Genomic DNA, 20,978 nt, shown 5'->3' with positions numbered 1-20,978 from the left:
GCCCGGGCGGCGGCCGGTCCGTACCCGACGGGCACCTGATCCGTACCTGACCGGTACGTGATCGGCTCCCGTGCCACTCCTGATCCGCGCCCGGCCCCCACCGGAGCACCGTCGGAACACCCCCGGGACACCCCCGGGACACCCCCGGAACACCCCCGGAGCAGGCCGCGGCGGGACCGGACCGGGCGGGACCGGCCTCCGGCTGCCGTCCCGGTCCGGGCGCCACAGGGCCGGGACCGCCCCCGCTCCGCGCGAGCGGGAGCGGTCCCCGGGGCCCGGCCACGCCCCCGCGGCCGGGCCCCACCTCAGGGGCCCACCTCAGGGCCCCACCTCAGGGGCCCACCTCAGGGGCCCACCTCAGGGGCCCACCTCAGGGGCCTCGGCCGAGGGCCCCGCCACGGGCCTCGTCCTCGGCGCGTGGATCGGCGCACTCCCGCACTCCCTGCCCGCACCCCGGCGACTACGCTGCACCCATGACCCCCTCCGCGCCCGCCTACCGCCGCCTCAGCGTCGAGGAGCGCCGCAGCCAGCTTCTGGAGGCGGCCCTCTCCCTCTTCGCTCACCGGGCGCCCGAGGACGTCTCCCTGGACGACGTGGCGGAGGCCGCGGGCGTCTCCCGCCCGCTGGTGTACCGCTACTTCCCCGGCGGCAAGCAGCAGCTGTACGAGGCCGCGCTGGGCTCCGCGGCCGAGGAGCTCCAGCACTGCTTCGACGAGCCCCGGGTGGGTCCGCTGCTGCCTCGCCTCGGCCGGGCCCTGGACCGCTACCTCGCCTTCGTGGACCAGCACGACGCCGGGTTCAGCGCGCTGCTCCAGGGCGGCAGCGTGGTGGAGACCTCCCGGACCACCGCCATCGTCGACGGCGTGCGGCGCAACGCGGCCCGGCACATCCTCAGCCACCTCGGCGCCGCCGCCCCCGGGCCGCGGCTGCGGATGACGGTGCGGACCTGGATCACGGCCGTGGAGGCGGCCTCCCTGATCTGGCTCGACGAGGACAAGCAGCCGCCGGTCGAGGAGCTGCGGGACTGGCTGGTCGAGCAGTTCGTGGCGATGCTCGCGGTGACCGCCCGGCGGGACGCCCAGACCGAGGAGATCGTGACCGCGCTCGCCGCGGCACATGGCTGACACTGGTGGGGTGAAGAGCGAAGACACCCCGTTCGAGGGCGGGCCGATGGACGGCCGGGTGCTGCCGGTGCTGCTCGGCATGACCGGCCACCCGCCCAAGACCTACCGCATCCCCGTGCCCGACCCGGCCGGGGGAGAGCCGACCGTGCTGGTCTACCGGCGCGTGCCGCGGCGCGGCGGCCGCCACGTGGGCCTGCGCGACCGCTGGAAGTACACCTACGACCCGCAGGGCGACCGGGGCGGCGCCCGGCGGCGGCTGCCCTGGTCGAAGCCACCCGCCACGCCGGGCGACACCCCGGACGACACCCACGGGTGACGGCGTTGCGCCACCCCGCCCACGCCTGACGCGCGCGCCCCGAGGAGCCCGCCCCATGCTCGCGGTGCGGAGCGGGACCGCTCCTCGCGGACCGGAGGTGATGGCGTGTCAGGAAGGCTTCTGCGACTGGTCTGTACGGCGGCGGTGGCGGCCCAGGCCGTCCTCTCGGCGGCGGCCCCGGCCCCGGCCGCCCCAGCACCGGCCGCCGCCCCGGCACCGGACGCCCCCGCGGCGGCCGCACCGGACCCGCGGCCGGCCGGCGCACGGGCATCCGGCGCACCGACGTCCCCCGCACGGACGCGGGACGGGCGGATGCCGGACGGGCGGGCGCGGGACGGGCAGACGCGGGACGGGCAGACGCGGGACGGGCAGACGCGGGACGGGCGGGCGCCCGCACCGCTGCCGTCCGGTCCGGCCGGCCCCGGCTCGCGGGAGGCCCCGACGGCGTCCGGCGCCGGGGCGGCCCGGTCCGATGCCCCCGGCCGGGACGCCGGCGGCACGGCGGCCGCCCCCGCCCGGGACCGTTCGGTCGCCGCACTGCTGACGGACCTTCAGCGGCTCTACCACGAGGCCGAGCGGGCCACCGAGGCCTACAACGCCGCCGACGAGCAGCTCGGGCGGCAGCGCGCCGAGGTCGCCCGGCTCGATGCCGAACTCGCCCGCACCCGCCTGTCCCTGCACGACAGCAGGGGCGCCGCCGGACGACTGGCCCGCCAGCAGTACCAGTCCAGCTCGGCCATCTCACCGTACGTCCGGCTGCTGCTGGCCCGTGATCCGCAGCACGCGCTCGACCAGGGCCGTGTCATCGGCCGGCTCGCCCGGGGCCGCGCCGAGACCGTCGGCCGCCTCACCGGCACCGAACGCCGGGCCGAGCGGCTGGCCCGCGAGGCGCGCAGGGCCCTGGACCGCCGGCTCTCCCTGGCGGGCGAGCGCAGGAAGCGCCACGAGGAGGTGGACCGCCGGCTGGCGGAGGTCGAGCGGCTGCTGGCGTCGCTCACGGCGCGGCAGCTGTCCGCCGTGGCCGCGGCCGAGAAGGACGGCATCGACCGGGCCCAGCGCGAGGTGATGGCCGCGCCGGGCGCCCCCGCCGCCTCGCCGGAGTCCACCCCGGCGGGCGACCGGGCCCTGCGCTACGCCGTGCAGCAGGTCGGCAAGCCCTACGCCTGGGGCGCAGAGGGCCCGCGCAGCTACGACTGCTCGGGCCTGACCTCGCAGGCCTGGGCCGCCGCGGGCACGCCCATCCCGCGCACCAGCCAGGAGCAGTGGGCCCGCCTCCCGCACGTCCCGCTGGCCGGGCTGCGCCCCGGCGACCTGGTGGTCTACCACCCCGAGGCCACACATGTCGCCCTCTACCTGGGCGAGGGCATGATCGTGCACGCGCCGCGGACCGGGGAGTCGGTGACCGTGGCCCCGATCGCGTCCCTGCCGATCCTCGGCGCGGTCCGCCCCGGGGCCGGCCCCGGCAGCAGTCCCGGGGCCGGATCCGAGGCGGGTCCCGGGGTGCCCGGCCCGTCGTCCGGCTGAGGGGACCGCGGCTCAGGGGGCGAGGGAGCCCAGATAGGCCTCCGCCTTCTCCGGGTCGAAGAAGAAGTTCTCGAAGTCCGCCGGGTCGTCGAAGCCGTTGGCGATGCGCTGGGCCACGGCGGGGAGCGGGCCGCCCGCCCCGATGAGGTTCAGCACGTGCTCCGGCGGCGGCGCGAGCATCGCGTTGGTCCACTTCACGACGTGCTGGGCGGTGGCCCAGTACCGGTCGAACGTCGCCTGCATCCAGGCCGCGTCGAACTCCTGGTCCCCGTGTTCGAGGATCGCGTCGAGGTAGGCGGCCGCGCACTTGGACGCGGAGTTGGAGCCCTGGCCGGTGATCGGGTCGTTCGCGACGACCACGTCGGCGACCCCGAGCACCAGTCCACCGCCGGGCAGCCGCCCGATCGGGTTGCGCACGGTCGGCGCGTAGCGCCCGGCGAGGGTGCCGCCGGCGTCGGTCAGTTCGACCCCGGTCGCGCGCGCGTACTCCCAGGGCAGGAACCTCTCCATCAGCTCCAGGGTCAGCGAGAGGTGCTCCCTGGGGTCCTTGACGCCCTGGAAGACGTCCACCGGGCCGCCGGGCACGCCCTCCCAGAACAGGATGTCGGCCCGTCCGGAGGTGGTGAGGGTGGGCATCACGAACAGTTCGCCCACGCCGGGGACGAGGTTGCAGCGCACCGCGTCGAAGTCGGGGTGTTCCGGGCGCGGTCCGAGCCCGTGCACGTAGGCGACCGCGAGGGCCCGCTGCGGCTCGGCGTACGGGGAGCGCGAGGCGTCCCGGCCGAACATCCCGACCAGTTCGCCCTTGCCCGCGGAGACCAGGACGAGGTCGTAGGCGCGGGCGAAGTAGTCCAGGTCGGAGACGGCCGCGCCGTGGATGACGAGCTGGCCGCCGCGCTGGGCGAAGGCGTCCATCCAGCCGGCCATCTTCAGCCGCTGGTCCACGGACTGGGCGTAGCCGTCGAGCCGGCCGACCCAGTCCACCGCGCGCTGCGCCTCGGGGCCGGCGACGGACACGCCGAGACCCTCGATCCTCGGAGCCTGGGACTCCCAGAAGTTCAGCTTCAGGTCGCGCTCGTGCTGGAGCGCCGTGTGGAACATGCACTGGGTCGACATGACCCGGCCGGAGCGGATCTCGTCCGCGGTCCGGTTGGACATCAGGGTGACCTCGTACCCGTGCGACTGGAGGCCGAGGGCGAGCTGGAGACCGGACTGGCCGGCTCCGACGACGAGTATCTTCCGCATGCGGGTGCTGCTCCTAGGAGAGGGACTTCTCGGGGGGCCGAAGGCGGTTGTCCGGGCCTGCCGTCCGGGGGCTGCCCTCCGGGCTGCCCGGGAAGGGGTCCGCAGGCCGCCCGGGAGGCCGCTCCCGGGGTGCTCCGGGGTGCTCCGGGCTGCCCGCCCGGGGCTGCTCGGGGCTGCTCGGGGCTACTCGGGCGTTTCGTCGAGGGCGTGGCCCACCAGGGCCAGAAGGGTCTCGATCGCCGAGACCCTGCGCCGGGCGTCCATGATCATCACGGGGACGTGCGCGGGGACGGTGAGCGCCTCCCGGACGTCCTCCGGTTCGAACCGCTCGGTGCCGTCGAAGTGGTTGACGGCGACGACGTAGGGCATGCCGCAGCTCTCGAAGTAGTCGAGAACGGGGAAGCAGTCCTTCAGCCGGCGCGTGTCGGCCAGCACGACGGCGCCGATCGCGCCGCGCACCAGGTCGTCCCACATGAACCAGAACCGCTGCTGGCCGGGCGTGCCGAACAGGTAGAGCACCAGGTCGTCGTCGAGGGTGATGCGGCCGAAGTCCATCGCCACGGTGGTGGTGAGCTTGCCCGGGGTGGCGGTGAGGTCGTCGGTGTCCTCGCTCGCCTCGGTCATCAGCGCCTCCGTCTGCAGGGGCGTGATCTCCGAGACGGCGGAGACGAGGGTGGTCTTGCCGACGCCGAAGCCGCCGGCCACCACTATCTTCGTGGCGATGGGCGCACGGGTGCGGTCCGTCTGCCAGGCCTTCAGGTCCTCGTCGGCTTCGACGAGCGGGGTGACGCCCAAGGAGGAGGCGGCGTCAGAGACGACGGAGTCCACTCAGCACCCTTTCGAGCAGTGCCCGGTCCGGCCGGCCGGTGCCGTGGCCGGTGCCGGTGCCGTACACGCGGATCTTTCCCTGGTCCGCCAGGTCGCTCAGCAGCACGCGGACGACACCGAGCGGCATCTTCAGCAGCGCGGCGATCTCGGCCACCGTGCGCATCCGGCGGCACAGTTCGACGATGGCGCGCATCTCCGGCATGACCCGGCTGCTCGGGGCGGGGCCGCCGCCCAGCACGGGGGCGGCGCTCCCGGCCAGCTCCCGGCGCTCCTGGGGCCCTTCCAGGGCGGCCGTGCTGGCGACGAACGTCTCCACCAGGAGCACATGGCCGAAGCGGGTGCGGCCGCCGGTGAGCGAGTAGGGGCGGACCCGGGCCGGTTTGCGGTCGCCGCCGCGCACCGGGAGGCGTTTGCGCGCGGCGTCGGTCATCGGTCGCTCCCCGCGGTCTCGGTCTCCAGGGACCGGCGCAGTTCGCTGCGGAGTTCGGGGGTCAGCACATGGCCGGCCCGGCCGACGAAGAGCGCCATGTGGTACGCCACCACGCTCATGTCGCAGTCCGCGGAGCCGTGCACACCGAGCAGGGAGCCGTCGCTGATGGACATCACGAACAGGCTGCCCTCCTCCATCGCGACCATGGTGTGCCGGACGCCGCCGAACTCCAGCAGGCGGGCGGCGCCCACGGTCAGGCTGCCGATCCCGGAGACGACGGTGGCCAGGTCGGCGGAGGAGCCGCGAGGGCCGGCCGGCCGGCCCTCGGACGCCTCGCGGGCGGCCTCGATCCTCCCCGGGTCGGAGGAGAGGAGCAGCAGGCCGTCGGAGGAGACCACGGCGACGGAGAGGAGGCCGGGCACCTCCTCGACCAGGTTGGTCAGCAGCCAGTGCAGATTGCGTGCCTCACTGCTCAGACCGAAGGTACTGGGCGCGGTCAACTGCTTGCCTCCTCGGCTGTGCCCCCCGTGGATTCATCGGCTGGTGCATGTGCTTCTCGTGCGGGTCCTGCGGCAGGCGTGCGGGTGCGCGCGGTGTGCTCGGCGAGCTCCGCCGCCACCTCGCGGTGGCCGGCCTCCGCCCCCCGGCGGAAGCCGCCCAGCCTGCGGCGCAGTGCCTCGGCGTCCACGGACGCCTCGCGCCGGCGCGGGGCCTGGGCCGGAGCGGTGATCTTCGGGGTGCGCTTGGGGAGGCCCTTGTCGGTGAGCCGCTCGTCCTGGTCGTCGGACGGCGGGCCGACGGGCACCGGGCGGTCGGACGGCGGGCCGGCGGGCACCGGGCCGTCGGGCACCGGATGGCCGGACGCCGCGCCGTCGGGCACCCGGCCGTGCTCGGCGGGCTCCTGCGGCGCCGGGTCCGGGAGCAGCAGCTCCATGGTCGTCTCGGAGAGGGTCTCGGACCGGGGGGCGGACTCAACGGAGTCCCGCGGCGGCGGCACCTGGACGAAGCCCTGCGTGTACGGCGGTACGGCGGACCCGGAGACGGCCCCGCCGGGTGCCGCGGCGGCCGGTGCGGCAGCATCGGATGAGGCAGCACCGGATGAGGCAGTCCCGGGAACGCCGGCACCGGGCAGGCCGGGCTCCCCCGCGCCCTGCCCCGGTACGGCGGGTCCGGACCGGGCGGCCGCCTCGTGTGCGGCCTGCTCCGGTGCGCCCGGCTCCCGCACGGCCTGCTCCCGCACGGCCTGCTGCGGTACGCCCGACTCCCGTGCGGCCTGCTCCGGTGCGCCCGACTCCCGTACGGCCTGCTCCGGTGCGCCCGACTCCCGTACGGCCTGCTCCGCGGCGCGGACCAGCGGGTCGGTGCCGTCGGCCGGACGGCCCGGCAGGAGGTTGGAGTTGGCCTCGGCGTCGGCGCCCGGCAGCGAGAAGGAGAGACTGCCGCCGGACGCGGGGTCGCCGGCCGGGACGGCGGCCTGGGGCGCGGCGGCGAGCAGTGCCGTCGGGACGACGACCACGGCGGCGATCCCGCCCTGCTTCTGCTCGCGCAGCTGCACCCGTGCGCCGTGCCGGTGGGCGAGGCGGGCGACGACGTACAGGCCGAGGCCCAGACCGTCCTCGCCCTCCTGGTCGTAGGGGGTGTCCGGGTCGAAGTCGGCGAGGCGGGAGTTGAGCCGGGTCAGGCGCTCGCCGGCCATGCCGATGCCCTCGTCCTGGACGGAGAGCATCACCTCGCCGTTCTCCAGCAGCCAGGCGGAGACCTCGACGGGCAGGTCGGGCGGGGAGAACGAGGTGGCGTTCTCCATGAGTTCGGCCAGCAGGTGGCTGAGGTCGTCCGCGGCGAAGCCCGCCACGTGCGCGTGCGGGGGCAGCGCGGCGATGCGGACACGTTCGTAGCGCTCGATCTCGCTGACCGCGGCGCGGACCACGTCGACGAGCGGGACGGGGTGCGCGCTCTGCTGGACGTGCTCGGTGCCGGCGAGGACGAGAAGGTTCTCGCTGTGCCGCCGCATGACGGTGGCGAAGTGGTCCAGCTTGAACAGGGTGGCGAGCCGTTCGGGGTCCTGCTCGCGCTCCTCCAGCCCTTCGATGACGGAGAGTTGCCGCTCGACGAGGCCGAGGGTGCGCAGGGCGAGACTGACGAAGGTGGAGCCGATGCTGGTGCGCAGCCGCTCCAGTTCCGCCGCGGAACCCGCCAGCTCGGTGCGCAGTTCCTCGCGGGCGTCGGCCATCCTCTGCCGCTCGCCGACGAGGTGCCGGCGGTCGGCCTCCAGGGTGGCGAGGCGCTCGTGCAGCGCCACGGCCTGCGCGTGCAGGGTGTTGACGGAGCGGACGACCTGGGCGAACTCGTCGTTGCGGCCGGTGAACCTCACCGGCTCCTCGGCGGCCGGCTCCGCCGCCTCGGCGAGGCGCTGGGAGCCCAGGCGGAGCACCGCGAGGGGGCGGGTGAGGGTGCGGGCCAGCGCGGTGGCGACACCGACGGTGAGCAGCACCAGGGCGCCCAGGACCGCGAAGCGGATCTCCAGTGCGGTGACGTCGTCGTCGCGGAGCTGGGCGAGGTCGCGGACGCGCTGGTTGTAGAGGGCGGACTCCACGCCGCGCATGGTCTCGATCCGGGCGGACAGGGCGGCGTCCAGCTTCTCGCGGCTGGTGCCGAGTTCGTCCTCGGTGAGGGTGGGCGCGTCGGTGAGGGCGGCGAGGTACTTCTCGGCGGCGTTCACCTCGGGGCCGGTGACGGTGGAGTCGTAGGAGGTGCGGGCCTTGCCGGTGCCGGTGTCGCGGAAGTCGGCGAGGGCGGCGTCCGAGCGGAGCCGGGCCTGCTGGGCGGCGGCGGTCAGGGCGTCGCGCTGCTCGGCGTCGGCGTCGGAGGTCTCGGTCGTCTCGACGGGCAGGCCGGTGAAGGGGTCGGTCACGGTCCGCGTGGTGCGCGGCACGTCGAGCGCGGCGAGCAGCAGGCCGCGCGTGGAGGCGGCCTGCTGGACGGCGGCGTCGAGTTCGGCGAGGCCGTAGGCGCCGGAGCCGGCCCGGGGCGGAAGCTGCTCGGCGAGGTCCTCGGCGAGGCGGTGCAGCTCGGCGATGGCGGCGGAGTACGTCTCGTGCGTTTCGAGAGCACTGCTCTTGCCGGTGAGCGCCGCTCTGCGCAGCCCCGCTATGCCGTCGAGGTCCTCCCGCAGGGCGACCGGGGTGCCGGGGTCGGCGCGCAGTTCCTCGACCTGGCGGTCGACCCGGGCGCCGCGCTCCTGCGAGGGCGCCTTGTCCCCCGGGCGTCCGGCGGCGACGAAGGAGGTGACCTCGTCGCGTTCGTCGGCGAGCGAGTGGGCGAGGGTGAGTGCTTCCCTGGTCTGCTCGGCCAGGGTCACCAGGTCCTGGGTGTCCTTCAGCTGCGTCGAGGCGGCGAGCACGGAGGGGGCACCCGCCGCGGCGACCGCGGCCGCGACGACGGCCACGGCGACGATCAGCCGGTTGCGTACATGGGTGGGCCGCCCCTTGCCGACCGGGCTGCCGGGCTGCTGCTGCGGGCCCTCGTCGGGAGCCGTCTGCCTGCCTGTGCGCCGAGGCCGCGTCTTCTGCACCGGTGCTCGCATTCCTGTACTCGTGTACTCATGGGCCCGGGTGACGCTCCGTCCATCGGTGCAACTGGTGCGCACACACCGGGTTACGGCTACCAGACCCTCCCAGTGCCGGTGGGCAGTGGTCGCGCATCACCAGACCCGCCACCCGAAGGAGTGAACATCGGGAGGGAGTTGGCGGGCAAGTTCCCCCGGCCGGTCCGACAGGGGTGCGCGGCGGGCCGGTTGGACGTGGACGGCGGGCTTTGGCAGGATTCGCCGCCACGGGTCGTCGGAGTGCGATAATCCGGTCCAAACCCGGCGCCCGGCCCGCGCCGGTGCGCCGGCCCCGGTGTGCATGGGGGCCTTCGGCGAAGGACGTGAAGGGGTCGTGCAGACTGGCCGGATGCGAACGGAAGTTGTCTCGGAACCCGGCGACCCGGCCCGCCCCAACGAGGACTTCGCCGGCGTCGGCACACCCGTCTGCGGCAAGGGCGGTTCGGTGGTGGTGCTGGACGGGGTGACGCCGCCGAAGGGCGACACCGGGTGTCTGCATTCCGTCCCCTGGTACGTGGCGCGGCTGGGTGGCGCGCTGACCGAACTGACCGTTTCCCGCACGGATGTTCCGCTCACCGGGGTGCTCGCGCGGGCCATCGCCCGTACCGCCGGGGCCCATGCGCAAACCTGTGACCTTTCTCACCCCCGCACACCTCAGGCCACGGTGGTCCTGGCCCGCTGGGACGCGAGGACGCTGGAGTATCTGGTGCTCTCGGACTCGGCGCTGCTGCTGGAGTCGCCCGACGGCGCGGTCACCCCGGTGCTGGACGACCGGCTCGACCGCCTGCCGCGCGGACTGCTGGTCTCGGACGAGGTCGCCGACGCCAGGGCCCGCAACAAGGAGGGCGGATTCTTCACGGCGGCCGCCGACCCCGCGGTGGCCTCACGCGCTGTGACGGGCAGCGTGCCGCTCGCCGGGGTCCGGGCCCTGGCCGCGCTGACGGACGGGGCGGCCCGCTGGGCGGAGACGTTTCGCGAGGGCGACTGGGCGGACCTGCTCGGCCGCCTGCGCAAGGACGGCGCACGGGCCCTGGTGGAGCGGGTGCGCGAGCTGGAGGGGGCGGACGCGGAGCGGCGGGCCTTTCTGGGCCGCAGCAAGACCCACGACGACGCGACGGTGGTGTTCGCGGACCTGTGAGCCCCGGCCCGCTCCGGCACCGCGCGGAGGCGGTCGCCTACCGCTCCATGCCGCGGTTGAGCTGCTGGAGCAGCCGGGCGAGTTCGGCGACCTCGTGGCGGTCCCAGTGGGCGAGCTTGCTGACGTAGCGGGCGCGGCGGGCGTCGCGGACGCGGCCGACGCGGGAGCGGCCCTCGCCGGTGAGGTGGACGAGCCAGGCGCGGCCGTCGAGGGGGTCGGGTTCGCGGGCGACGAGGCCCAGCTCCTCCAGGGCCCGCAGCTGCCGGGACATGGTGGCCTTGCCGACGCCGACGTAGGCGGCGAGGTCGGTGGCGCGCTGGGCTCCGCTCTCGTCGAGGCGCACGAGCAGGCCGTACGCGGAGGACTCCAGGTCGGGGTGGACCTCGCGGGCCATCTCGCCCTGGTTGGCGCGGGCCCGGCGCAGGAACACCGTCAGCTCGCGCTCCAGGGCCAGGAACTCCTGGTCCACACCACGGGGCGACGTGTCGGATTCGCCCGGCTGTGCGCCGCCGTTCGCGTGCTCGTGCACGTCAGCACCCCTGCTTCGGTTCCGCGGTCCTGAAGGTTTCCGCCACGGCGGGACATCGCCGCGGCTCGCTCAGTATTTCGCAGGGCCGGGCCGGCCGCGTCATGCGCAGGGCCGTCCCCGGGCGGGGGCTGCGTGCGGCGCTTGTGCGCACCGCCGCTCACCGCCTGCCGGAGGCCTGCGGCCCCGGCCGGTTCCACGGGGTGCCGCGGCCGGGTGCGGCGAGGGGCCGGGCCGCACCCGGCCGCGGCGAGGGCCCGGGTCTCCCTCACGGAACCCGGGCCCTCGCCCTGCTCCCGCGGGCGTCCGTCACGCCGCCGCGGGAACCTCGGGCGTCGCGTGGCCGGCGGCCGGGGCGAGCGCCAGCTCCAGGACCTGACGGACGTCGGTCACGGCGTGCACGTCGAGCCTGTCGAGCACCTCGGCCGGGACGTCGTCGAGGTCGGCCTCGTTGCGCTTGGGGATGACGACGGTGGTCACACCCGCGCGGTGGGCGGCGAGGAGCTTCTGCTTCACTCCGCCGATGGGCAGCACCCGGCCGGTGAGGGAGACCTCGCCGGTCATCGCCACGTCGGTGCGGACCAGTCGGCCGGACAGCAGCGAGGCGAGGGCCGTGGTCATGGTGATGCCCGCGCTCGGGCCGTCCTTGGGGACCGCGCCCGCAGGGAAGTGGATGTGCACGCCGCGGTCCTTGAGGTCACCGACGGGCAGTTCCAGTTCGGCGCCGTGGGAGCGGAGGAAGGACAGGGCGATCTGCGCCGACTCCTTCATGACGTCGCCGAGCTGGCCGGTCAGGGTGAGCCCGGACGCGCCCGTCTCCGGGTCGGCCAGGGAGGCCTCGACGAACAGCACGTCCCCGCCCGCGCCGGTGACGGCGAGCCCGGTGGCCACGCCGGGCACGGCGGTGCGGCGCTCGGCCGGGTCCTGGGCGGACTCGGGCACGTGGTGGGGACGCCCGATCAGGGCGCGCAGGTCCTCGTCCCGGACGGTGCAGGGCAGCTCCCGCTCGCCCAGCTCGTGCTGTGCGGCGATCTTGCGGAGCAGGCGGGCCACGGACCGCTCCAGGTTGCGCACGCCCGCCTCGCGCGTGTACTCGCCGGCCAGCCTGCGCAGCGCGCTCTCGTCGAGCGTGACCTCGCCCTCGCCGAGACCGGCCCGCTCCAGCTGGCGCGGCAGGAGGTGGTCGCGGGCGATGACGACCTTCTCGTCCTCGGTGTAGCCGTCGAGGCGGACCAGCTCCATCCGGTCCAGCAGGGCCTCGGGGATGGCTTCCAGGACATTGGCCGTGGCCAGGAAGACGACGTCGGACAGGTCCAGTTCCACCTCCAGGTAGTGGTCCCGGAACGTGTGGTTCTGGGCGGGGTCGAGCACCTCCAGCAGGGCCGCGGCGGGATCGCCGCGGAAGTCGGACCCGACCTTGTCGATCTCGTCGAGCAGGACGACCGGGTTCATCGAGCCGGCCTCCTTGACGGCACGTACGATCCGGCCCGGCAGCGCGCCGACGTAGGTGCGCCGGTGGCCGCGGATCTCGGCCTCGTCGCGCACGCCGCCGAGGGCGACGCGGACGAACCTGCGGCCCATGGCGCGGGCGACGGACTCGCCGAGCGAGGTCTTGCCGACACCGGGCGGCCCGACGAGGGCGAGCACGGCACCGCCGCGCCGCCCGCCGACGACGCCCAGGCCCCGGTCCGTACGCCGCTTGCGCACGGCCAGGTACTCGGTGATGCGCTCCTTCACGTCGTCCAGGCCGGCGTGCTCGGCGTCGAGGACGGCCTGGGCACCGCGGATGTCGTAGGCGTCCTCGGTGCGGACGTTCCACGGCAGTTCCAGGACCGTGTCGAGCCAGGTGCGGATCCAGGCCCCCTCGGGCGACTGGTCGCTGGACCGCTCCAGCTTGTCGACCTCCTTCAGGGCCGCCTCGCGGACCTTCCCGGGCAGGTCGGCGGCCTCGACGCGGGCACGGTAGTCGTCGGACTCCTCGGCGGGGTCGGTACCGCTCTCCCCGTTCAGCTCGCGCAGTTCCTTGCGGACGGCCTCCAGCTGGCGGCGCAGCAGGAACTCGCGCTGCTGCTTGTCGACGCCCTCCTGGACGTCCTTGGCGATGGTCTCGGCGACCTCCTGCTCGGCGAGGTGGTCGCGGAGCTGGCGGGCGGCCAGCCTCAGCCGGGCGACCGGGTCGGCGGTCTCCAGCAGTTCGAGTTTCTGCTCGGTGGTGAGGAAGGGCGAGTATCCGGAGTTGTCGGCCAGCGCGGCGACGTCGTCGATGGCCTGCACACGGTCGACGACCTGCCAGGCACCCCGCTTCTTCAGCCAGGCCGTGGCCAGCGCCTTGTACTCGGTGACGAGCTCGGCGACACCGCCGGGCAGCGGTTCGGGCACCTCCTCGGCGACACGGGTCCCCTCGACCCAGAGCGCCCGGCCGGGCCCGGTCGTACCGGCGCCGATCCTCACCCGGGCGCGGCCGCGGATGAGCGCGCCCGGGTCGCCGTCGGCGAGGCGGCCGACCTGCTCCACGGTGCCGAGCACACCGGTGCCCGCGTACGTGCCGTCGATCCGCGGCACGAGCAGCACCCGGGGCTTGCCGGACTCGCTGCGGGCGGCGGCCTGGGCGGCCTCCACCGCGGCCCGTACGTCCGTGTCGTTGAGGTCCAGCGGTACCACCATCCCGGGCAGCACGACCTCGTCGTCGAGCGGCAGCACAGGCAGAGCGGACGGTGTGAACGCCGTGGACTCAGCAGCCATGATCTCCCCTTCGGCAGTCAAGTTGAGCTACACCGACTCAATGCAGAGCTTCCCCGCAATGTTCCCCGGAGCCCGTTCGCTCTCAGCGATCACCGTGCGGCCACCCGACCGGGAGGTCCTCCACGGCCCGACGGCCGGGACCACCGCCCGGACGGACGGGGAGCCCGCCACGGCGGCGAGGGGACGTGCCGGGGCCCGCAGCAGCCGGCGACACCCCCTCCCGCGCCCCGGCCCACCCCACCGCCGGCCCGAGGACGGACACCCCCGGACACCCCGGGCGGCCCCGCCCCACGAGAAGCGCGGGGGCCGCGGCACACCCGCACCCACCCGCCGCCGGCAGGCCGCCACAGGGGCGCGCGGAACCGCGCACCGCCGCAGGGCGCGCGGAACCGCGCGAGGACCGCAGCGCACCCGCGCCCACCCACCGAGGCCGGTCCCCCACGCAGGCACGAGCGCCGTGCCGGCACACCGCCCCGCAGGCCCCCCGAAAGGGGGCGCGGCCAACCGCGCGGACCTCCCGGCACACCCGCACCCGGCCGCCCGCCGGGACCACCACCGCGGCGCGGGGCTGCCCGGATCCCCCGCCCCGCCACCCCACCCGGGTGAACTCCAGTTCCCCGCACCCCGGTTGTTCACCCCCGCCGCCCGGCAAATCAGGCAGCCGTTCCGTCAGGAAGCTGCCACGATGGCCCGATGCCCCCGACCCACGACGCCTTCCACGCCCCACCCGGCTCCGGAGCCGGCCCCGGCCCCGAGCCGGAGCCCCAGGTGCTCGACCGCCGCGAGGGCCCCCACGGCGAGACCGTCCTGCGCCGCCACGGGAGTTTGCTCCAGATCATCGTCAACGGCTGCTTCCTGATGGACACCTCCGACGGCCGCTCGGAGCGCCGTCTCGTGGACGCCGCGCTGGCCGCCCTCACCCCCCGCCCGGCACCGCACGTGCTGCTGGGCGGCCTGGGCGTGGGCTTCTCGCTCGCACACGCCGCGGCGAACCCCCGCTGGGGCCGCATCACCGTGGTCGAGCGGGAGCGCGCCGTCATCGACTGGCACCGCCGGGGCCCCCTCGCGTCCGTGTCCGAGCAGGCCCTGCGGGACCCGCGCACCGAGGTGGTCGAGGCGGACCTGGTCACGCACCTGCGCGAGACGTCCGCGCGGTACGACGCGCTCTGCCTGGACGTCGACAACGGCCCCGGCTGGACGGTGACGGAGGGCAACGCGACCCTGTACTCGATCACCGGACTGACAGGCTGCGCACGGGTGTTGACGCCGGACGGCGTACTGGCCGTCTGGTCGGCCCGGCCTTCGGGGGCTTTCGAGGAAACCTTGCGGAATGCCGGATTCCGGCATGTGCGTACCGAAGAGATCCCGGTTGCCCGGGGCGTTCCGGACGTCGTCCACCTCGGCGTCCGGCCTGGATAGCAAAGCCTTGGTGACTCCCCGTACGCTGCAACCCTGACGCCGATCATTCAAGCGTCAATCGCAGACATGGGATCACCCCACGGATTCCGGAAAGCACACTTCAGGGGCGGGCGATGGAGCAGACACACACCTCGCACAACAACGGCACGGCCACGGCCTCGCAGGGCGCTCAGCGCAGAGTGCTGGTGGTCGAGGACGACGCGACGATCGTCGACGCCATCGCGGCCCGCCTGCGCGCGGAGGGGTTCCTCGTGCAAACCGCGGGCGACGGACCGTCCGCGGTCGACACGGCGGAGGCCTGGCAGCCGGACCTGCTGATCCTCGACATCATGCTGCCGGGCTTCGACGGCCTGGAGGTCTGCCGCCGGGTCCAGGCGCAGCGCCCGGTGCCGGTGCTGATGCTCACGGCACGTGACGACGAGACGGACATGCTGGTCGGGCTGGGCGTCGGCGCGGACGACTACATGACGAAGCCGTTCTCGATGCGGGAGCTGGCGGCGCGGGTGCACGTGCTGCTGCGCCGGGTGGAGCGGGCGACGCTGGCCGCGGCGACCCCGAGGAGCGGCATTCTGCGGCTGGGCGAGCTGGAGATCGACCACGCCCAGCGCAGGGTGCGGGTGCGCGGTGACGACGTGCATCTGACGCCGACGGAGTTCGACCTGCTGGTGTGCCTGGCGAACACGCCGCGGGCGGTGCTGTCGCGGGAGCAGCTGCTGGCGGAGGTGTGGGACTGGGCGGACGCGTCGGGGACGCGGACGGTGGACAGCCACATCAAGGCGCTGCGGCGGAAGATCGGCGCCGAGCGGATCCGTACGGTCCACGGTGTGGGCTACGCGCTGGAGACGCCGGCGTCGTGAGCGGGGGGCGGCCGGCCGCGCGGAGAGGCCCCGGGGACCCCTGGGGCGGCGTACGCCCGTTCTCGATCAAGACGAAGCTGGGCGCGCTGGTCGTCATCTCGGTGCTGATCACGACGGGGCTGTCGGTGATCGCGGTGCACACGAAGACGGAGCTGCGCTTCATCACGGTCTTCTCGATGATCGCGACCTTGCTGATCACGCAGTTCGTGGCGCACTCGCTGACGGCCCCGCTGGACGAGATGAACCTGGTCGCGCGGTCGATCTCGTACGGCGACTACACCCGCCGGGTGCGGGAGAACCGGCGGGACGAGCTGGGCGACCTGGCGCAGACCATCAATGTGATGGCCGACGAGCTGGAGACCCAGGACCGGCAGCGCAAGGAGCTGGTGGCGAACGTCTCGCACGAGCTGCGGACGCCGATCGCGGGCCTGCGGGCGGTGCTGGAGAACATCGTCGACGGGGTCACGCAGGCGGACCCGGAGACGATGCGGACGGCGCTGCGCCAGACGGAGCGGCTGGGCCGGCTGGTGGAGACGCTGCTGGACCTGTCGCGCCTGGACAACGGTGTGGTGCCGCTGAAGACGCGGCGTTTCGAGGTGTGGCCGTACCTGTCGGGGGTGCTGAAGGAGGCCGGCATGGTGGCCTCCGCGCGCGGGGGCGTGGCCTCGGGGTCGGGCAGCCACTCGCGCACGGACGTGCATCTGCATCTGGACGTGTCGCCGCCGGAGCTGACCGCGCACGCGGATCCGGAGCGGATCCACCAGGTGGTGGCGAACCTGATCGACAACGCGGTCAAGCACAGCCCGCCGCACGGACGGGTGACGGTCAGGGCGCGGCGGGGAGCGTATCCGGAGTCGCTGGAGCTGGAGGTGCTGGACGAGGGTCCGGGCATCCCGAGGTCGGAGTGGCACCGGGTCTTCGAGCGGTTCAACCGGGGCGCGGTGCGCCGGCCGCACGGTCCGGGCAGCGACGGCGGTACGGGGCTGGGGCTGGCGATCGCGCGCTGGGCGGTGGATCTGCACGGCGGCCGGATCGGAGTGGCCGAATCCGATCGGGGTTGCCGGATCCTGGTCATGCTTCCGGGGATCCCGAGCGCGGGAAGTTGACGTAGGGTTCGAACCGGAGTCCCAAGATCCACGCGCGTCCCCGCTGACGGACACGTGTGATCAGGCACAGGTCCGCGCCGGTCAGGCGACGGACCTGCATCGACGCATCTCCAGCCGACCGGAACCACGCTTGTTTCCCGCCATTCACGGCACCGAAACACCGTCTCCGATGTGACTTACGCGACGATGGACGGGGCTGGCCTGACCTTCCCGCTCCGGGAGGCGTAGCCTTTATTCCCGCTGTCCATCACCTTGTGAAGCGGAAGAGGGCGGTTGCCGCCGTGTCGCCACAGTCCCCCAGTAACTCATCGAGCTCCTCCACCCTCCGGGCGGGAACCGACCACGCGGGCAAGAACCCCGCGGCCGCGTTCGGTCCCAACGAGTGGCTCGTCGACGAGATCTATCAGCAGTACCTCCAGGACCCGAACTCGGTCGACCGCGCCTGGTGGGACTTCTTCGCCGACTACAAGCCCGGGGGCGCCGCGTCCCAGGCTCCGGCGGGTACCGCGGCCGCGGGGGCCGCGGAGACCGCTCCGGCTCCTGCCGCCGCCCAGGCACCCGCCGCCGCGCCCGCCGCGGCCCCGGCGAAGCCCGCGGGCGCCGCCGCGGCGCCCGCAGCCCCGGCCAGGCCCGCCGCGGCCCCGGCGAAGGCGGCCCCGGCGAAGCCGGCCGCCGCACAGCCCGCCGCCGCCCCGGCGGCCGGAGCCCCGGCCGGTCCGGAGTTCGTGACGCTGCGCGGCCCGTCCGGCGCCGTCGCCAAGAACATGGACGCCTCGCTGGAGATGCCGACCGCCACCTCGGTGCGCGCCGTCCCGGTGAAGCTGCTGTTCGACAACCGCATCGTGATCAACAACCATCTGAAGCGGGCCCGCGGCGGGAAGATCTCCTTCACGCACATCATCGGGTACGCGATGGTGCAGGCGATCAAGGCGATGCCCTCGATGAACTGGTCGTACCAGCTCAAGGACGGCAAGCCCACCCTGGTCAAGCCGGAGCACGTCAACCTCGGCCTCGCCATCGACCTGGTCAAGCCCAACGGCGACCGCCAGCTGGTCGTCGCGGCGATCAAGAAGGCCGAGACGCTGAACTTCTTCGAGTTCTGGCAGGCCTACGAGGACATCGTCCGTCGCGCCCGTGACAACAAGCTCACCATGGACGACTTCACCGGGGTCACGGTCTCCCTGACCAACCCCGGCGGCCTCGGCACCGTCCACTCGGTCCCGCGTCTGATGCCCGGCCAGTCCGTGATCATGGGCGTCGGTTCCATGGACTACCCGGCCGAGTTCCAGGGCACGTCCCAGGACACGCTGAACAAGCTCGGCGTCTCCAAGGTCATGACGCTGACGTCGACGTACGACCACCGGGTGATCCAGGGGGCCGCGTCCGGCGAGTTCCTGCGCCAGGTGGCGAACCTGCTGCTGGGCCAGAGCGGCTTCTTCGACGACATCTTCGAGGCGCTGCGCATCCCGTACGAGCCGGTCCGCTGGCTGCGGGACATCGACGCCTCGCACGACGACGACGTCACCAAGGCCGCCCGGGTCTTCGAGCTGATCCACTCCTACCGGGTGCGCGGCCACGTCATGGCCGACACGGACCCGCTGGAGTACCGCCAGCGCAAGCACCCCGACCTGGACATCACCGAGCACGGGCTCACCCTGTGGGACCTGGAGCGCGAGTTCGCCGTCGGCGGCTTCTCCGGGAAGTCCCTGATGAAGCTGCGCGACATCCTGGGCGTGCTGCGCGACTCGTACTGCCGCACCATCGGCATCGAGTTCATGCACATCCAGGACCCCAAGCAGCGCAAGTGGATCCAGGACCGCGTGGAGCGCCCGCACGCCAAGCCCGAGCGCGAGGAGCAGCTGCGCATCCTGCGCCGGCTGAACGCGGCGGAAGCCTTCGAGACGTTCCTGCAGACGAAGTACGTCGGCCAGAAGCGCTTCTCCCTGGAGGGCGGCGAGTCCGTCATCCCGCTGCTGGACGCGGTGCTGGACTCGGCGGCCGAGTCGCGCCTCGACGAGGTCGTCATCGGCATGGCCCACCGCGGCCGGCTGAACGTGCTGGCGAACATCGTCGGCAAGTCGTACGCGCAGATCTTCCGCGAGTTCGAGGGCAACCTCGACCCGAAGTCGATGCACGGCTCCGGCGACGTGAAGTACCACCTGGGCGCCGAGGGCACCTTCACCGGCCTGGACGGCGAGCAGATCAAGGTCTCCCTGGTCGCGAACCCCTCGCACCTGGAGGCGGTGGACCCGGTCCTGGAGGGCGTCGCCCGCGCCAAGCAGGACATCATCAACAAGGGCGGCACGGACTTCACGGTCCTGCCGATCGCGCTGCACGGCGACGCGGCCTTCGCGGGCCAGGGCGTGGTGGCCGAGACCCTGAACATGTCGCAGCTGCGCGGCTACCGCACCGGCGGCACGGTCCACATCGTCATCAACAACCAGGTCGGCTTCACGGCCGCGCCCGAGTCGTCCCGCTCGTCGATGTACGCGACGGACGTGGCGCGGATGATCGAGGCCCCGATCTTCCACGTGAACGGCGACGACCCGGAGGCCGTGGTCCGCGTCGCGCGGCTGGCCTTCGAGTTCCGCCAGGCGTTCAACAAGGACGTGGTGATCGACCTCATCTGCTACCGCCGCCGCGGTCACAACGAGTCCGACAACCCGGCCTTCACCCAGCCGCTGATGTACGACCTGATCGACAAGAAGCGCTCGGTGCGCAAGCTGTACACCGAGTCCCTCATCGGTCGCGGCGACATCACGCTGGAGGAGGCCGAGCAGGCGCTGCAGGACTACCAGGGCCAGCTGGAGAAGGTCTTCACCGAGGTCCGCGAGGTCACCTCGCAGCCGGCCTCCGGCGAGGGCCACGCCCCGCAGGACGGCTTCCCGGCGACGGTGCCGACCGCGGTGTCCGCGGAGGTCGTCAAGCGGATCGCCGAGTCGCAGGTCACGGTGCCCGACCACATCACGGTCCACCCGCGGCTGCTGCCCCAGCTGCAGCGCCGGGCGTCCATGGTCGAGGACGGCACCATCGACTGGGGCATGGGCGAGACGCTGGCCTTCGGCTCGCTGCTGCTGGAGGGCGTGCCGGTCCGTCTGGCGGGCCAGGACTCGCAGCGCGGCACGTTCGGCCAGCGCCACGCGGTCATCATCGACCGCAGCACCGGCGAGGAGTACACGCCGCTGCAGTACCTCTCCGAGGACCAGGCGCGGCTGAACGTCTACAACTCGCTGCTGTCCGAGTACGCGGCCATGGGCTTCGAGTACGGCTACTCGCTGGCCCGCCCGGACGCGCTCGTACTGTGGGAGGCGCAGTTCGGCGACTTCGTCAACGGCGCGCAGACGGTCGTGGACGAGTTCATCTCCTCGGCCGAGCAGAAGTGGGGCCAGACCAGCGGTGTCACGCTGCTGCTGCCGCACGGCTACGAGGGCCAGGGCCCGGACCACTCGTCCGCCCGCCCGGAGCGCTTCCTCCAGCTGTGCGCGCAGAACAACATGACGGTCGCCATGCCGACCCTGCCGTCGAACTACTTCCACCTCCTGCGCTGGCAGGTGCACAACCCGCACCACAGGCCGCTGGTGGTGTTCACGCCGAAGTCGATGCTGCGCCTGAAGGCGGCCGCGTCGAAGGCGGAGGAGTTCACGAGCGGGCACTTCCGCCCGGTCATCGGCGACGCCTCGGCGGACCCGGCGGCCGTGCGCAAGGTCGTCTTCTGCGCGGGCAAGGTCTACTACGACCTGGAGGCCGAGCGGGTCAAGCGCGGCGCCACGGACACCGCGATCATCCGCATCGAGCGCCTGTACCCGCTGCCGGGTGCCGAGCTCCAGGAGGAGATCAAGAAGTACCCGGGCGCCGAGAAGTACCTGTGGGTCCAGGAGGAGCCGGCGAACCAGGGCGCCTGGCCGTTCATCGCCCTGAACCTCATCGACCACCTGGACCTGGCGGTCGGCGCGGACGTCCCGCACGGCGAGCGCCTGCGCCGCATCTCCCGCCCGCACGGCTCGTCCCCGGCCGTGGGCTCCGCGAAGCGGCACCAGGCCGAGCAGGAGCAGCTGGTGCGTGAGGTGTTCGAGGCCTGAGGCCCCGGCGCCCCGGAAGGGCCCGGCCGCGAGTGACCCT

At 73.7% G+C, this 20,978-nt stretch carries 15 protein-coding genes; 8 read left to right on the top strand and 7 right to left on the bottom strand.

Annotated elements, in window-relative coordinates; all coding sequences use genetic code 11:
• Positions 1-473 precede the first annotated feature (473 nt).
• From AC5K6T_RS26415 to AC5K6T_RS26405, 3 genes are all read left to right on the top strand, one after another.
• Entirely contained in the window at positions 474-1,124 is a 651-nt protein-coding gene (locus AC5K6T_RS26415) for a TetR/AcrR family transcriptional regulator (RefSeq protein WP_493212860.1), read from the top strand.
• A gap of 10 nt (positions 1,125-1,134) precedes the next feature.
• Complete coding sequence (locus tag AC5K6T_RS26410; protein ID WP_493212858.1) at positions 1,135-1,440, top strand: DUF8847 domain-containing protein; 306 nt, start codon at positions 1,135-1,137, stop codon at positions 1,438-1,440.
• 312 nt (positions 1,441-1,752) lie between these two features.
• Positions 1,753-2,964, top strand: coding sequence for a C40 family peptidase (locus AC5K6T_RS26405; protein ID WP_493212856.1), 1,212 nt, complete (start codon positions 1,753-1,755; stop codon positions 2,962-2,964).
• Positions 2,965-2,976: 12 nt separating this feature from the next.
• Here the strand turns inward: AC5K6T_RS26405 and AC5K6T_RS26400 are convergent, their stop codons facing one another.
• The 5 genes from AC5K6T_RS26400 to AC5K6T_RS26380 form a co-directional block, all read right to left on the bottom strand.
• Complete coding sequence (locus AC5K6T_RS26400) at positions 2,977-4,209, bottom strand: styrene monooxygenase/indole monooxygenase family protein (protein WP_493212854.1); 1,233 nt, start codon at positions 4,207-4,209, stop codon at positions 2,977-2,979.
• 183 nt (positions 4,210-4,392) lie between these two features.
• The gene (locus AC5K6T_RS26395) at positions 4,393-5,037 is read right to left on the bottom strand and encodes a GTP-binding protein (RefSeq protein WP_493212852.1); all 645 of its coding nucleotides are present in this window, start codon (positions 5,035-5,037) and stop codon (positions 4,393-4,395) included.
• Entirely contained in the window at positions 5,018-5,467 is a 450-nt protein-coding gene (locus AC5K6T_RS26390; protein ID WP_493212850.1) for a DUF742 domain-containing protein, read from the bottom strand. The genes AC5K6T_RS26395 and AC5K6T_RS26390 overlap by 20 nt, the downstream gene beginning before the upstream one ends.
• On the bottom strand, positions 5,464-5,967 hold the full coding sequence (locus AC5K6T_RS26385) for a roadblock/LC7 domain-containing protein (RefSeq protein WP_493212848.1): 504 nt from the start codon (positions 5,965-5,967) through the stop codon (positions 5,464-5,466). Before AC5K6T_RS26385 ends, AC5K6T_RS26390 begins: the two co-directional genes overlap by 4 nt.
• The gene (locus tag AC5K6T_RS26380) at positions 5,964-9,038 is read right to left on the bottom strand and encodes a sensor histidine kinase (RefSeq protein WP_493212847.1); all 3,075 of its coding nucleotides are present in this window, start codon (positions 9,036-9,038) and stop codon (positions 5,964-5,966) included. The genes AC5K6T_RS26385 and AC5K6T_RS26380 overlap by 4 nt, the downstream gene beginning before the upstream one ends.
• A 382-nt stretch (positions 9,039-9,420) precedes the next feature.
• Between AC5K6T_RS26380 and AC5K6T_RS26375 the strand changes: the two genes are divergently transcribed.
• A complete protein-coding gene (locus tag AC5K6T_RS26375) occupies positions 9,421-10,209 on the top strand; it encodes a hypothetical protein (protein ID WP_493212845.1) in 789 nt (262 codons plus the stop codon).
• 37 nt (positions 10,210-10,246) lie between these two features.
• On the opposite strand, the gene AC5K6T_RS26370 is transcribed toward AC5K6T_RS26375, so the two are convergent.
• Both AC5K6T_RS26370 and lon read right to left on the bottom strand, forming a co-directional pair.
• Positions 10,247-10,738: a MarR family winged helix-turn-helix transcriptional regulator gene (locus tag AC5K6T_RS26370; protein ID WP_493212843.1), complete on the bottom strand. Its 492-nt coding sequence runs from the start codon at positions 10,736-10,738 to the stop codon at positions 10,247-10,249.
• A gap of 306 nt (positions 10,739-11,044) precedes the next feature.
• On the bottom strand, positions 11,045-13,477 hold the full coding sequence (gene lon, locus AC5K6T_RS26365) for an endopeptidase La (RefSeq protein WP_493212842.1): 2,433 nt from the start codon (positions 13,475-13,477) through the stop codon (positions 11,045-11,047).
• 693 nt (positions 13,478-14,170) lie between these two features.
• On the opposite strand from lon, the gene AC5K6T_RS26360 reads away from it, so the two are divergent.
• The 4 genes from AC5K6T_RS26360 (at position 14,171) to AC5K6T_RS26345 (ending at position 20,938) form a co-directional block, all read left to right on the top strand.
• Positions 14,171-14,896, top strand: a complete 726-nt coding sequence (locus AC5K6T_RS26360) for a spermine/spermidine synthase domain-containing protein (protein ID WP_493212841.1) — start codon at positions 14,171-14,173, stop codon at positions 14,894-14,896.
• 113 nt (positions 14,897-15,009) lie between these two features.
• Positions 15,010-15,753, top strand: a complete 744-nt coding sequence (locus tag AC5K6T_RS26355) for a response regulator transcription factor (protein ID WP_493212839.1) — start codon at positions 15,010-15,012, stop codon at positions 15,751-15,753.
• The gene (locus AC5K6T_RS26350) at positions 15,750-16,859 is read left to right on the top strand and encodes a HAMP domain-containing sensor histidine kinase (RefSeq protein ID WP_493212838.1); all 1,110 of its coding nucleotides are present in this window, start codon (positions 15,750-15,752) and stop codon (positions 16,857-16,859) included. Before AC5K6T_RS26355 ends, AC5K6T_RS26350 begins: the two co-directional genes overlap by 4 nt.
• Positions 16,860-17,140: 281 nt before the next feature.
• Positions 17,141-20,938: a multifunctional oxoglutarate decarboxylase/oxoglutarate dehydrogenase thiamine pyrophosphate-binding subunit/dihydrolipoyllysine-residue succinyltransferase subunit gene (locus AC5K6T_RS26345; protein WP_493212836.1), complete on the top strand. Its 3,798-nt coding sequence runs from the start codon at positions 17,141-17,143 to the stop codon at positions 20,936-20,938.
• Positions 20,939-20,978 lie beyond the last annotated feature (40 nt).

The organism is Streptomyces sp. B8-7 (genome assembly GCF_058833805.1).
Note: the sequence above shows the minus strand (reverse complement) of the source record. Positions and strands in the feature narration are given on the sequence as shown.